The following is a 14,330-nucleotide window of genomic DNA, read 5'->3' as shown; positions in this document are numbered from 1 at the left end:
GCATGGTAGGATACTGAGCGTTTGTCATTGGGGGTTGACGACTGTTTCGCGATGGCGCCGTGCGGCTGCCAGCTGGCGCGGATGGCCTCCACCGAATGTTTGAGGAACACGCGATGTTGAATTCAGTGGTGCTGGTGGGACGTGCCGGCGCAGATGCGGAAATCAAGTACTTCGAGAGCGGTCGGGCCAAGACCACCTTCAGTTTGGCGGTGGACAGACCTGTCAAGCGGACGGAGGGCGCCGAAACCACGGATTGGTTTCGCATCGAGTTGTGGGACAAACGGGCCGAGTCGGCCGCAGAATGGGTCAAAAAGGGCAAGTTGCTGGGTATCACGGGTCGCCTGGAAAATGCCTCGTGGACTGATGCCGCAGGTCAGAAGCAGCAGATGCCCGTGATCGTGGCCAACGACTTCCGCCTGTTGGGCTCTAAATCTGACAATGCCGGCGGCGGCTGGGGAAGCGGCGACCGGCGAGGAGGCGGAGACTTCGATCCCGGCTTCTAAAGTGGTCCCTTGCGTCCTTCCGGCGGGCGCACGGGTCTGGAAAATGCTCCCTTTCGCGGCTGCGATCTGCGGCTGAAGTCCGGGTATATCGTGGAAGCGTTCTGCGTCTGTTTCGAGCTCCGACCATTCGCCTGATGGCCTGCAACAATGGGGTTGCGAGCGGGGACGACGTGCCCATCTGGAAAGGATTGACATGCGCATCCTGATGCTCTCCTGGGAATACCCCCCTCGCATTGTCGGCGGCATTGCACGCCACGTGGAGGAGATCTCCGAAGCGCTCGTCCTTCAGGGCCACGAGGTGCACGTGGTCACCGCCGACCATCCGGGAACGGCTGAGAGAGAGACCGTCAACGGCGTACACCTCCACCGCGTCAAGAATTTTCCGTTTGACCCGCCCGACTTCCTTTCTTGGGTCATGCAGTTACAGCTTGGGATGGTGGCCTACGCCTTGGAGGCCCACGCGGTGGCGCCGTTCGATCTGGTGCATGCCCACGACTGGCTGACCGCCCATGCGGGCATCACGCTGAAGAAGGGCCTCGGGATTCCACTGGTGGCCACGATTCATGCGACAGAAGTGGGGCGGAATCGCGGCCATCTGGTGTCGGACTTCTCCAAATTCGTGAACCAGATGGAGTGGCGGCTCTGCTTCGAAGCTTGGCGGGTGATCGTGTGTAGCTCCTTCATGCTGAACGAGGTTCGGGGCGCTTTCGGCCTGCCGGATGACAAGCTCGACGTGATTCCGAACGGCGTCAAGTATGAAAAATTCGCGCCCTCGATGACGGCGACCGAGCGCTTGCAGTTCCGCCGCCATTTTGCGGCCGACCATCAGAAACTGGTCTTTTTTGTCGGTCGCATGACGCCGGAAAAGGGCGCCCAAGTCCTGCTCGAAGCGGTGCCCAAGGTGCTGGCCGAATACGGCGAAGCGCGCTTCGTGATCGTGGGCAAGGGGGGGTTCCTGGCCGACCTGAAACGCCGGGCCAACGAACTGGGGGTCGCTCCTTACGTCAACTTCACTGGCTTTGTCTCTGACGCGGACCTGCTCAAGCTTTACCAGGTCATTGACGTGGCGGTATTCCCCAGCCTTTATGAACCGTTCGGGATCGTGGCCTTGGAGGGCATGGCGGCTCGGGTTCCGGTGGTGGTTTCGGATACCGGCGGTCTCGGCAGCATCGTCGAACATACCAAGAGTGGCATCACGACCTTTGCGGGCAATCAGGATTCCCTGGGTTGGGGGATTCTTGAGGTTCTCAAAAACCAGGAATATGCCGGGATGCTGGCCGCCAACGGGCGCAAGCGCGTGGAACAGGTCTTCAACTGGCCGGCGATCGCCAAGTCCACAGGGGCCGTCTATGGGCGGGTGTTGAAGGAATCGGGGGGCGCCCAGGCGGCCCCGCGCACCGACAAGGCGGAAAAGACCCTCGAGGTCGGGGCCGTGGTGTCACAAGCGAGACATTGAGGTCACGTGTGTGGCGCAAGCCAGGCACGGGGCGTGGATGACAGCAGGAGGGAGCAGGTATGAAGGCAGTTCTCATGGCGGGCGGCTCGGGGACGCGATTGCGGCCGCTGACGTGTGACATTCCGAAGCCCATGGTTCCCATGCTGAACAAGCCGATGGCGGAGCATATCATCAACCTGCTCAAGCGGCACGGCATTTCCGATGTCATCATCACGCTCTTCTATCTGCCCCACGTGATCCAGAACTATTTCGGCGACGGCCATGACTTTGGCGTCAAGATCAGCTACGCCGTCGAAGAAAAAATGCCCCTGGGCACGGCAGGCTGCGTCAAGGCGATCGAGGATCTGCTGGATGACACGTTTCTGGTCATCTCGGGTGACTCCCTGACAGACATTGACCTGACCCAGGCGATCGCCTTTCACCGGGAGAAGGGGAGCCTGGCCACCATCGTGCTGAAGCGGGTCACGAATCCCCTGGATTTCGGCGTGGTCATCACGGACGAAGACGGGCGGATTCAACGGTTCCTGGAAAAACCTTCGATGTCGGAGGTCTTCTCGGACACCATCAACACCGGGACCTACATCCTGAATCCTGAGGTTTTGAAGCTTCTGCCCGCCGAAAAGGAAGTGGACTTTTCCAAGGACCTCTTCCCGCTCCTGCTGGAACGTCAGGATGCGATGTACGGATATGTGGCAGACGGTTACTGGGAGGATGTCGGCAACCTGCAGAGCTACCGACAGGCCCACTACGACATTTTGGACGGCAAGGTGGCCGTCTCCCTGGAATACACCCGACATGCCGACAACATCTGGGTGGGCGAAGGCTCCGTGATCGCGCCGAGTGCCAAGATCAACGGTCCGGTGGTGATTGGCCATAACTGCCAGATCGGGCCTGGGGCAGTTTTGACGCCTGGGACCGTGATCGGGGACAACGTGATTGTCGGCGAGGGCTGCTCGCTCAAACGCCCCATCATCTGGAACAACGTCTACCTCGGCGAGGAAGCGCAGTTGCGGGGCTGCGTGATCGGCAAAGGGTCCAGCGTCAAGCGCGGCGCGATGATCCTGGAGGGGGCCATCGTGGCCAACGAGTGTGTGGTGGGTGAAGAAGCGCAGATTCGCCCCGAGGTCAAGGTGTGGCCCAACAAGACGATCGATGCGGGGGCCACCCTGACGAGTTCGCTCATCTGGGGCTCCCAGGCCCAGCGCACCTTGTTCGGGGCTACGGGCGTGGAGGGTTTGGCCAACATCGAGATCACGCCCGAATTTGCCGTCAAGCTCGGAGCGAGTTACGGTGCCACGCTGCCCCTGGGCAGCTCGGTCACGGTGAGCCGCGATTCCACGCCGGCCAGTCGGATGATCAACCGAGGTCTGATTTCGGGCCTCCTCTCGGTGGGGGTCAACGTCCACAATCTGGAGTCGACCAGCCTTCCGATCACACGCTTCTTTCTGCCTGAGCTGAACGCGCGCGGTGGCGTTCACATCCGAATGTCGGCCGACTCCGAAAACGAGGTCATCTTGGAGTTTCTCGATGCACGAGGGCTGACGATCTCCAAGGCCGAAGAGAAAAAAATTGAATCGAACTTTTTCAAAGAGGATTTTCGGCGGGTGGGACTCGCTGACATCGGCAACATCTCGTTTCCCGCGCGTGTCATGGAACATTATGCGAGCGGCTACAACCAGGCCATCACGCCCGAAGCGTTGCGTCGTCTGCGTCCCAAGATCGTCATCGACTATGCCAACTCGTTCAGTAGCGTGATGCTGCCGGGCCTGATCGGGCGAATGGGGGCCGAGACGGTGGTGCTGAATGCGCATGCCGCGAGCCAGCCGCCGAATCCCCGTCAGCGGGGTGAACTTCGCCAGCAACTGGCCAACATTGTGACGGCTCTGAAGGCCAACTTTGGCTTTCAGGTCGACGACAATGCCGAACGGATCCACCTGGTCGACCCCCGCGGGCGCATTCTGGGCCCCACTCAGTTGCTGGTGCTGATGGTGCGCTTGATGGGCTTGCTTCATCGAGACGGCAAGTATGTGGTGCCGGTCAGCGCCCCCTCGATCCTGGAGGCGATTGCGGCAGAGTCGGGCGGCAGCGTGATCCGAACCAAGGTCAATTCCCGTGCCTTGATGGAGTCGTGTCGTCACGAGGGCGTGGTCTTCGGCGGCAATCTGGACGGCAAGTTTATCTTCCCAGCCCTGCACCCAGGCTATGACGCCATGCTCACGGCCGGTCGCCTCGCCGAGGCCCTGGCGGTTTCGGGTCGTTCTCTGGCTGAACTGGTGGATGACCTCCCTGCCTTCCACCACATCCACGAGGAAGTGCCCTGCCCCTGGGAGCAAAAGGGCACCGTGATGCGGGTGCTGGTCGAGCAGAGCAAACACGGTCAGACCGAGTTGATCGACGGGGTCAAGGTGTTCGTACAGGGCGGCTGGGCCCTGGTCTTGCCCGACCCGGTTGATCCCAAGGTCCACCTGTTCGTCGATGCGACCTCGGCGATGCGCGCAGACCAGATTCTCGAAGATTACACCGCACTGATTCGCAAGCTGACCCAACCGGAAGAGGTGGCGGTCTAAAGGCGCTGGCGTGGCAGGGCCCCTCGGAAGCCAAGGCCAGGGATAGTTTTCTTGGCCTGACCCGTTTGCGTGGCCCTGCCATCCCCTAGCGAGGTGCCTTGCGCTGGGAACGCCTGGGACGAGCTCCCGGCGCCATGGGCGATGAGTACTTCACTTGACACGGACAGACTAAAGGCTTACTGTGTTAGCACTCGGAAGTGATGAGTGCTAAGATTGCGGAAGCCATGCTGCTGACGTCACGTCAACAAGCCATTTTGAAGGCGATCATCGAAGACTACATCCTGACGGCGGAGCCCGTTGGGTCGCGTTTGTTGGCCAAAAAATTCGGGTTTGGCTTGTCCCCCGCCACCCTGCGCAACGAGATGGCTGATCTGGAAGAAGGTGGCCTGCTGCGCCAGCCGCACACCTCGGCCGGGCGGATTCCCTCCGATGCCGGCTACCGCATTTTCGTGGATGTGTTGATGGAGCGGCCGACCCAGGTTCCGGCTGAAGAAATCGGTGCGTTGACGCGTTTCTCGTTCGACCAGCGCGATCTGTATGACATCCTGCAGCAGACCGCCAAGGTGACGGCCCTGCTGGCGGGATGCACGGCCATCGTGCGCGCCCCTCGTCAACAAGCGGCGCGAGTTCAATTGCTACAGCTGGTCTCGCTCGGGGCCGATGAGGCGATGGTCATCATCGTCACAGACCGGGGGGGGACCCTGCATCGTCGGGTCCAGCTGGGTCATCCGTTGTCGGAAGATGAGCTGGTTCGACTCAGTGGATTCCTGAATCATCACCTGCGCGGCCAGCCGCTGGACGGCGTGACGGGGCGATTGATTGTGGAACTCATGACCGACATGGAACGCTACGCCTCGGTGCTGCAACAGCTCCTGGAACGCATCACCGCTCCGGACGCCGGTTCCGAGCGTGTCTTTGTCGCCAATGCCAGTTACTTGGCTGAGCAGCCGGAGTTCGGTGAACTGGACAAGATTCGTTCGTTGCTCAGTTTGCTGGAGCGGGAAAACGCCTTGGCTGAGCTTCTGACGCACGTGAGTTCCCAGCAGGGGGAGGCGGTGCGGGTGGCCATCGGTCGCGAAATTCCGCTGGTAGACCTGCAAGCTTGCAGTGTGGTGATGGCTCCCTATGCGGTCGGTGGTCAGGTGTTTGGCGAGATTGGCGTGATGGGTCCCACGCGGCTTGGCTATCCACGGGCGATCGCCGCAGTCGAGGCGATGGCCAGACATCTCAGCCACACGCTGACACGGGTGTTCGGATACCGAGAGCCTTGAAACCGGGATAAAGGCGTTTGAGTTTGTGTTAAAATGACGTGTTTCCCCATTCGGACAACTTGGCGAGTCGGGCCCCTTGCCCGAGTGCGTGAGGTACAACCATCGTGAGTGTCGAAGAACTGCGACAGAGCAATGAAGGCGCCGTGGAAGGCGTCGTGGATGCCCAGGTGCCCGCTCCAGGGAACGTGGATTCAGCGGCGGACGCCCCGGACGCCTTGAGGACGCCTGTTTTCGCGGAGGCAGGGGGCGGCCTGGATGCCTCCATCTTGGCTTCTCGCGTGGCCGAATTGGAAGCGCAGTTGGCAGCCAAGGAAGAGCTCTACCAGGATGTCCACGGGCAACTGCGCCGGCTGGCGGCCGACTTTGAGAACCACCGGCGCCGCCAGGCGCAGGAACGTGAAGCCTTGGTGAAGTCGGCGGCAGAACGCGTCTTGGAGCAATTTTTGGAAGTGCTCGACAACTTCGAGCGGGCCATTCAAGTGGCTGAACGGGCCACCGAACCGCAACAGGTGGTCACCGGCGTTCAGATGATCTACAAGCAAGTGCTCGATTTCCTCGGCAAGGAGGGCGTCACGCCGATGGACGCCAAGGGGAAGGGCTTCGACCCCAACCAGCATGAGGCCGTTCTGCAAGAGGAATCGGACGACCAGCCCGATCAGACGGTCCTGGACGAGTTTCGCAAGGGATACCTGCTTCACGGTCGCGTCTTGCGGCACGCCCTCGTCAAAATTGCCAACAACCCTTCGATGCCGGCGCTGGCGCCCGCATCGGAGTCATCTTCAGGTCAGACAGTCACACAAGAGACGGCTTCACCCGACTCGGTGTCTTGAGCCTCAGTTCAACGTAAGGAGTCCAAAACCATGAGCAAAGTGATCGGTATCGATCTGGGCACGACCAACTCGTGCGTCTGCGTGCTCGAAGGTGGTAAGCCCGTCGTCATTCCTAACGCCGAGGGCAACCGAACCACACCTTCGGTCGTTGGTTTCACCAAGTCAGGGGAGCGGTTGGTCGGGCAGGTCGCGAAGCGGCAGGCCATCACCAACCCCGAGAACACCGTGTTCTCGGTCAAGCGCTTTATCGGGCGCTCCTGGGATGACACGTCGGCCGAGCGCTCCGTGGTGCCCTACAAGGTGGTCCAGGGTTCGGGTGGCGCGCCCGTGGTGGCCATCGGTAGCGATACTCACACGCCGCAACAAGTGTCCGCCATCATCTTGCAGAAGTTGAAGGCCGATGCGGAGGCCTATCTGGGCGAGAAAGTCACCAAGGCCGTGATTACCTGTCCGGCTTACTTCAACGACGCTCAGCGTCAGGCCACCAAAGACGCGGGCACGATTGCCGGTCTCGAAGTGCTGCGCATCATCAACGAGCCCACGGCTTCAGCCCTCGCCTACGGGGCGGACAAGGGTCACGACCACACCATCATTGTGTTCGACCTGGGGGGTGGAACCTTCGACGTGTCGATTCTCGAACTGGGCGACGGCGTGTTCGAGGTGAAAGCGACCAGCGGCAACAACCACCTGGGTGGTGATGACTTCGACAACAAGGTGATGGACTGGCTGATCAGCGAGTTCAAGAAGCAGGAAGGCATCGACCTCTCCAAGGACAAGATGGCGCTGCAACGCCTCAAGGAAGCGTCTGAAAAGGCCAAGATTGAGCTGTCCGCCACGGTGACGACAGAGGTCAACTTGCCCTTCATCACGGCCGATGCCTCCGGTCCGAAGCACCTCAACCTGACCCTGACCCGCGCCCGTTTCGACGAGATGACGGCCGACCTGGTCGAGCAGACCATGGGGCCAGTGCGGCAGGCCATGGCCGACTCGGGTCTCAAACCCGAACAGATCGACAAGGTGTTGCTGGTGGGCGGCTCCACGCGAATTCCCGCGGTGCAGGACGCCATCCGCAAGTACCTCGGCAAGGAACCCGACCGGTCCGTCAACCCGGACGAAGCGGTGGCGCTCGGGGCCGCCATCCAGGCCGGCGTGTTGGCGGGCGAGAAGAAGGACCTCCTTCTTCTTGACGTGACGCCACTCTCGCTCGGCATCGAAACCTTGGGCGGTGTGTTCACCAAGCTGATCGAGCGTAATACGACCATTCCCACCAGCAAGACCCAGACCTTCTCCACCGCTGCCGATGGCCAGACGGCGGTCGAGGTTCACGTCTTGCAGGGCGAACGTGAAATGTCGGCCGATAACAAGACCTTGGGCAAGTTCCACCTGACGGGCATCCCAGCGGCGCCCCGTGGCGTTCCGCAGATCGACGTGACCTTCGACATCGACGCGAACGGCATCGTGCACGTTTCGGCCCGCGACAAGGCGACGAGCAACGAACAGAAGATCACCATCACGAACAACGGGGGGCTCTCGAAGGCCGAGATCGAGCGCATGAAGGAAGACGCCGATCGCTTTGCGGATGAAGACCGCAAGCGTCGCGACCTGGTTGAGACCCGTAACCTGGCGGATACCTCGATCTACGCTGCTGAGAAGACCCTCAAGGAAGCGGGTGATCGGGTCAGTCAGGAGAACAAGGACAAGCTGTCAGCGGCCCTCGAAGAGGTGAAGGCCAACCTGGAGACCACTGACTACAACCTCCTGAAGTCCAAGGCGGACGAGTTGCAGAAGGCACTCTATGCCGTGAACGCCTCCCTCTATTCCCAGACCGGCGGCTCCTCTGGTCCCTCGCCGGATGGCGGCTCCAGCGGTGGAGGCGGCGACGACCACGTGGTCGACGCGGACTACGAAGAGGTCAAGTGAAACGCTCGGAGCCCGCGTCTTCGACGCGGGCTCCGCTCCCTTGGTGAGCTCAATCCGAGCTGACCTCACTCCTTTGGTAAGTAATGATGAAGGCGGATTACTACGAACTGCTCGGTGTCTCCAAGACGGCGAGTGAGGACGACATCAAGAAGGCCTACCGCAAGCTGGCCCGCAAGTACCACCCGGATGTCAACAAGGAAGCCGGGGCGGAAGACAAGTTCAAGGCCATCACCGAAGCCTATGAGGTGCTGGGCGATGGGCAACGTCGGGCCCACTATGACCAGTTCGGTCATGCGGGTCCCGGTTTTGGCGGTGGTGGCTTCGAGGGTGGGTTCGACTTCTCGGGCTTTGGTGGCGGTGGCCTGGGTGACATCTTCGAAGCCTTTTTCGGCGGCGGGGGTGGCGGTCGGATGCGTCGCCGGGGCCCTGAACGAGGTGCCGACCTGCGCCTGGACCTCGAAATTGGCTTTCGCGAGGCCGTGTTTGGGGCGGAGAAGACCGTTGACATCAAGCACCTTGAGGTGTGCTCACCCTGTAGTGGTTCCGGGGCCAAGAAGGGCACGCAAACCGTTACTTGCACCACCTGCAAGGGACAGGGTCAGGTTCAGCAGGTCCATCGCACGCCGTTCGGCCAGTTTGCCCAAAGTGCACTTTGTCCGCGCTGCAAGGGGGAGGGCCAGAGCATCGAGCACCCGTGCCCGGCTTGCCGGGGCGAGGGCAAGAAGCCTTCTGACAAGCAATTGAAAGTCAAAATTCCTGCTGGAGTCGATACGGGGGCGCGCCTCCGCGTCACTGGAGAGGGCGATGCTGGAAGTCGCAACGGGCCGCCGGGCGATCTGTTCATCGTGTTGCACGTCGCCGCCGACAAGCAGTTCAAACGTCGTGACACCGAGCTGTTTATCTCGGTGCCCGTCTCCTACACCCAGGCCGTATTGGGAGCCGATCTGGAGATTCCCACCCTGGAGGACCCGCAGTTGCTGAAGGTGCCGAGCGGCACGCCCACCGGCATGGTGTTCAACCTCAAGGGCCACGGCGTCCCCCATCTGGCCAATCCCTCCCGGCGAGGCGATCTCCATGTCGAGGTCGTCGTGCAGGTGCCAACCCAGGTCTCTGCGGAAGAAACGGAATTGCTGGAACGGTTGGAGGAACTGCGGGTCGGCAAGCACGACAAACGCTCCCATTCAGGGATACTCGATGGGCTCAAGAAAGCCTTTGGAGGCTGAACGTTGGCGACCTTGTTCGACTGGATGGATGCGGTTCGTGAAGACGCCCTGGCGATCTTCGAGAAGGATCCTGCGGCTCGTAACTGGGTCGAAGTGTTGACGTGTTACCCGGGCCTTCACGCGCTGGCAGCCCATCGCGTGGCGCATGAACTTCATCGCGTCGGGTTGCCGGTGCTCCCCCGCTTCATTTCCCACGTGAACCGCTTTTTGACGGGCATTGAAATTCATCCGGGGGCTCGCATCGAAAAAGGCGTCGTGATCGATCACGGGATGGGCGTGGTGATCGGAGAGACGGCCGAGGTGGGACGCGGTTGTTTGATTTACCAAGGGGTGACCTTGGGGGGGACGAGCCTTGAACCCGGCAAGCGCCATCCCTCGATTGGGCGCAACGTCGTGCTCGGCTCCGGGGCCAAAGTTCTTGGCTCGTTCAACGTGGGAGATGGCTCCTTCATCGGAAGTGGTTCGGTGGTCACCAAGCCCGTCCCCCCTGGTGCCACGGTGGTGGGCATCCCTGGCAAAGTGGCTGCGATCGAGGGGCGGCGTCAGACGCCGACGCCTGATATGCAGGCCCAGCTACCTGACCCGGTGATGTCCTTGTTGGCCGCAATGCAGGACCGCCTGTCCCAGCTTGAAGCAGAGGTCGATCGCCTGCGTCACGAGAACCGTGAACTTCGGCGGGGGAGCTGACCGGGGTCGTGTTGCGCTTATACAACAGTTTGACGAAACGCCTGGAAGACTTCATCCCGCTTCACGCGGGGCGCGTGTCGATGTATGTGTGTGGCCCGACGGTCTATGGACTGCTGCACATCGGCAACGCCCGTACGATCATGTTCTGGGACATCGCTCGGCGCTATCTGGAACATTGCGGATACCAGGTCGACTACGTCCAGAATTTCACGGACATCGACGACAAGATCATCAAGAAGGCTCAGGCCGAGGGGGTGACGGCCGAGGCGATCGCCTCACGCTACACCGAGGCTTATTTTGCGGACATGGATGCGCTGGGCGTTCGGCGCGCCACTCATTACCCCTGCGCCACCGACAGCGTCGGGGACATGATCCGGCACATTGAAGGCTTGCTGGAAAAGGGTCTGGCCTACGTGGTGGATGGCGACGTCTACTTCCGGGTGGCGGGATTCCCGGATTACGGGAAATTGTCCGGGCGCGCGGTGGAGGATAACGAGGCCGGGGCTCGCGTCGAGGTGGACGACCGCAAGCGGGAACCGGCTGATTTTGCACTCTGGAAAGCCGCCAAACCTGGTGAGCCTGCTTGGGGAAGCCCCTGGGGACAGGGACGTCCGGGCTGGCACATCGAATGCTCCGCCATGGTGCGCCGGGTGCTAGGCGATACCATCGACATTCACGCCGGTGGCAAGGACCTCAAGTTTCCTCACCACGAGAATGAAATCGCGCAGAGTGAAGGTTTGACCGGGCTTCCATTTGCCAGGACCTGGATGCACACCGGATTCCTCAATATGGGCACCGAGAAAATGAGCAAGTCACTCGGCAACATTCGGACCACGCGCGACGTCGTGGCGGCATTTGGCGCACAACCCCTGCGATATTTCATGCTGCAGACGCTCTATCGAAGCGACCTGGACTTCACGGAGGAGGCGGTCAAGGCTGCCGCAACCGGTTTGGCGAACTGGCGGGACACCCTCGCTCGCTTGTCTGGTCAGGCGCACGGTGACAGTCCAGACGAGCGGGAGCAGGCGAACGCCTGGCTGACTCGCGTGGACCAGGGCTTCAGTCAGGCCATGAACCAGGACCTCAATACCGCGGCTGCCCTCGCTCATCTTCAAGCGCTCACCCACGATATGCGCCGGGCGTTTGCTGATGGCAGCGCCTCCGGTCAGTCATCCGCCGTGTTTCAGCCCGCCATCGCGCGTCTCCGCGACCTGGCCTCGACGGTGCTGGGTCTCGATCTTTCTGCGCCGGAGCGCGCTGTGGCGACGCTTGACGGGCAAGCTTCGGCCTTCCTCGATCTGCTGGTCTCCCTGCGGGCCGAGGCCAAAACCGAGCGCAATTGGGGCTTGGCCGATCGCATTCGGGACCGTTTGCTGGCCTTGGGCGTGCGCCTGATCGACCAGAAGGACGGCACCACCACCTGGGAGGCTGCGACGCCAGCGGCGCTCCCGTGAGCGCCGACGCTGCCTGGCATCTGGCACACGTGCGGGCCTTGGCCTACATGGGCGATGCGGTGTACGAGATGCACGTGAGAGAGCGCGTGTTGCGGACCAACCCCGGTATGGTCGATGCCTTGCACCGCACCACCGTCCGACGGGTCAGCGCGGAGGGACAGGCCGAGATGGCTGAGCGCCTCTTGCCTTTGCTTTCTGAAGAAGAACAGTCGATTTATCGGCGGGCACGGAACCACAAGGGCATGGCCAGTACAGGCCGGGCCTCGGCACGGGCTTACCGACTCAGCACAGCCTTCGAGGCGGTGCTGGGGTATTTGTATCTCAAGCCGGCACCAGGGCGCCTTGCGGAACTGCTCGCCCTGACCGATACCTGGACGGAGGAAATGACAGATGCCCCATGACCGTGGCAGCCGGGGTTCCGGTTCACGCCCCACCACCGCTTCACGCTCGGGTGCCGCTCGCCCCGGTTCAGCCAAAGGGGCGAAGCCCGGGAAATCTCAGCTGAGCGCCTCCGCTGGCCGGAGCGCGTCGTCACGCGCGAACGGCGAGGCACGACGTTCACCGCAAGCCAAACCTGAGCGTCCCGGCCGCCCGCCTCGCAAGGAGTTTGCGCCTGCGCCTCGCGGAAGGGCGGTGGGGCCGGCGGCTCGGGCCAGGGGGGAGGGAGCTGCTCCCGCTCCCGCCTCTGCCCCTCCCTCGCCCCGCCCGCGGGTGGAAGAAAGCAGAGACTTCGGGCAGGCGGATATCCTCTACGGGCGCCATCCGGTGCTGGCTGCACTGGAAGGCGAGCGCGCCGTCAACAAGGTATGGGTGCTGCGGGACTTGCAAAACCAAGCGTTGGTGGCGCAAGTCCGTCAACTGGCCAAGGCGAAAGGAGCCAGCGTTCAGCAGGTGGAGCGTCAGAAGCTCGATAGCTTGACCTCTGGGGCCAATCACCAGGGGCTGGTGGTCTCGCTGGCCGAGGCGACTTACGTCGAACTGGATGACCTGATTGAACGCGTTCGGTCGCAACCTTACCCGGCCTTGCTGATGCTCGATGGCATCGAGGACCCGCAAAACCTGGGCGCTCTGATTCGAACCGCCGAGGGAGCGGGTTTTGGTGGGGTGATCATCCCCAATCGGCGGGCGGTAGGCTTGACTCCGGTGGTCGCCAAAGTGGCGGCGGGAGCCTTGGACCGTGTCCCTGTCGCACGTACGGGCAACCTCAGTCAGGCCGCCACCCGTCTGAAAGAGGCAGGTTTCTGGCTGGTGGGTGCTGATGCGGCAGGGGAATCACTGCCTTATGCGCTTGACCTGACCCGTCCGCTGGTCTTGGTGCTCGGCGCCGAGGGGCGAGGTCTGGCTCGTCTGCTGGCTGAACGCTGTGATCATCGCGTCAGACTTCCGCTCGCTGGGGAGCTGGAAAGTCTCAATGCCTCCGCGGCGGGGGCGGTGTTGATGTACGAGGCGGTGCGCCAGCGGCTGCTGGCCGCTCCGCCGGCTTGACGACGTAGTTCTGTGCCCCGTTCATCTCGTTTGGCTCTTTGGGGGGTGCTGCTGCTGGTTGCCGGGTTGTTGGGCCTAGCCTACCAGTGGCGCGCTGGCATGGCCCCGCAGGGGGGCACGCTGTGGATCGCCGAACCCTTGAGTGACCGTCTCGCGTTGGTGGATCTGGCGAGCGGTCAGGTCGTGCAGCGAATTGAGGTGGGGCGCTTGCCACACCAACTCTCCTTGGGCCCCAAGGGGCAGGTCTACGTGCTGGAGAGTGGTTCGCAAAGTGTCAGCATCATCGATCCGCTGCGGCGCAAGACCGTGCGGCAACGCATCGTGGGGGAACTGCCAGACCACCTCTCCCACCGCGCGTTGGGGGAGGGCCAGATTCGCGCAGCCACAAGTTGCAAGACCTGTCATGCGCAATCGATTGCCGGCTCCCTGCCTGGGAGCATGGCCTTCGGTCATTCTCCAGCCGCCCTCTGGGTGACGGAGCTGCGCGCGCGACGCATCTCGCGATTGCAGCCTGAGGCGCTGCAAACGGAGGGGCAGCTGGCCTTGCTCGGCGATGACTCCAGCCCGACCCAGGTTCTGGTTCAGCCCAAAACGGGCCATCTGGTGGTGGTCGCCAAGTCTTATCGGGGAGACATCCCTGGCCAGGGAGGCATCGGCGACACGGGGTTGCGGATCAGCATGGACCCAGAGCATGCAGGTTCCCTGGGAGGCAGCCGTTTGACGGTCTTCGACTCTCGCCTGGAAGGGGTGCTCGGCCGGCTGGAGTTGCCCATGGCGGGTGCCTTTGCGGGGGTGTTCTCCTCGGATGGCAATGAGCTTTATCTGGCTTGTCGGGGCGCCGATGAGATTGCGGTCTTGTCCCCGGTTCCTCCGCGTTTGCTTCGCCGTTTGCCCGTTGCGCCGGGCCCCGCGGCCCTCGCCTGGATTGATTCGC

The 14,330-nt window shown here is 62.2% G+C and carries 12 protein-coding genes; all 12 read left to right on the top strand.

What is annotated here, in order from left to right; all coding sequences use genetic code 11:
* Window positions 1-113 precede the first annotated feature (113 nt).
* Window positions 114-503: a single-stranded DNA-binding protein gene (gene ssb, locus VKP62_12665; GenBank protein MEB3198045.1), complete on the top strand. Its 390-nt coding sequence runs from the start codon at window positions 114-116 to the stop codon at window positions 501-503.
* A 193-nt stretch (window positions 504-696) separates the two neighbouring features.
* The gene (locus VKP62_12660) at window positions 697-1,959 is read left to right on the top strand and encodes a glycosyltransferase family 4 protein (protein ID MEB3198044.1); all 1,263 of its coding nucleotides are present in this window, start codon (window positions 697-699) and stop codon (window positions 1,957-1,959) included.
* A gap of 59 nt (window positions 1,960-2,018) precedes the next feature.
* Window positions 2,019-4,526: a mannose-1-phosphate guanyltransferase gene (locus tag VKP62_12655; GenBank protein ID MEB3198043.1), complete on the top strand. Its 2,508-nt coding sequence runs from the start codon at window positions 2,019-2,021 to the stop codon at window positions 4,524-4,526.
* Window positions 4,527-4,726: 200 nt separating this feature from the next.
* Entirely contained in the window at window positions 4,727-5,797 is a 1,071-nt protein-coding gene (hrcA, locus tag VKP62_12650) for a heat-inducible transcriptional repressor HrcA (protein ID MEB3198042.1), read from the top strand.
* A gap of 104 nt (window positions 5,798-5,901) precedes the next feature.
* Window positions 5,902-6,627, top strand: coding sequence for a nucleotide exchange factor GrpE (gene grpE / locus VKP62_12645; protein MEB3198041.1), 726 nt, complete (start codon window positions 5,902-5,904; stop codon window positions 6,625-6,627).
* A gap of 30 nt (window positions 6,628-6,657) precedes the next feature.
* Window positions 6,658-8,547 (top strand): molecular chaperone DnaK, encoded by a 1,890-nt coding sequence (dnaK, locus tag VKP62_12640; GenBank protein ID MEB3198040.1) that lies wholly within the window; start codon window positions 6,658-6,660, stop codon window positions 8,545-8,547.
* Between the two features lie 86 nt (window positions 8,548-8,633).
* Complete coding sequence (gene dnaJ, locus VKP62_12635) at window positions 8,634-9,770, top strand: molecular chaperone DnaJ (GenBank protein ID MEB3198039.1); 1,137 nt, start codon at window positions 8,634-8,636, stop codon at window positions 9,768-9,770.
* A gap of 3 nt (window positions 9,771-9,773) precedes the next feature.
* On the top strand, window positions 9,774-10,457 hold the full coding sequence (cysE, locus tag VKP62_12630) for a serine O-acetyltransferase (GenBank protein MEB3198038.1): 684 nt from the start codon (window positions 9,774-9,776) through the stop codon (window positions 10,455-10,457).
* Window positions 10,458-10,465: 8 nt separating this feature from the next.
* Window positions 10,466-11,911, top strand: a complete 1,446-nt coding sequence (cysS, locus tag VKP62_12625; protein ID MEB3198037.1) for a cysteine--tRNA ligase — start codon at window positions 10,466-10,468, stop codon at window positions 11,909-11,911.
* Window positions 11,908-12,312 (top strand): ribonuclease III domain-containing protein, encoded by a 405-nt coding sequence (locus VKP62_12620; GenBank protein MEB3198036.1) that lies wholly within the window; start codon window positions 11,908-11,910, stop codon window positions 12,310-12,312. Before cysS ends, VKP62_12620 begins: the two co-directional genes overlap by 4 nt.
* Window positions 12,313-12,544: 232 nt before the next feature.
* Window positions 12,545-13,396 (top strand): 23S rRNA (guanosine(2251)-2'-O)-methyltransferase RlmB, encoded by an 852-nt coding sequence (gene rlmB / locus VKP62_12615; GenBank protein MEB3198035.1) that lies wholly within the window; start codon window positions 12,545-12,547, stop codon window positions 13,394-13,396.
* Between the two features lie 12 nt (window positions 13,397-13,408).
* A partial coding sequence (locus tag VKP62_12610) for a hypothetical protein (GenBank protein MEB3198034.1) occupies window positions 13,409-14,330 on the top strand: 922 nt, incomplete at its 3' end.

It is taken from the genome of Candidatus Sericytochromatia bacterium (assembly GCA_035285325.1).
Taxonomy (GTDB): domain Bacteria; phylum Cyanobacteriota; class Sericytochromatia; order S15B-MN24; family JAQBPE01; genus JAYKJB01.
Note: the sequence above shows the minus strand (reverse complement) of the source record. Positions and strands in the feature narration are given on the sequence as shown.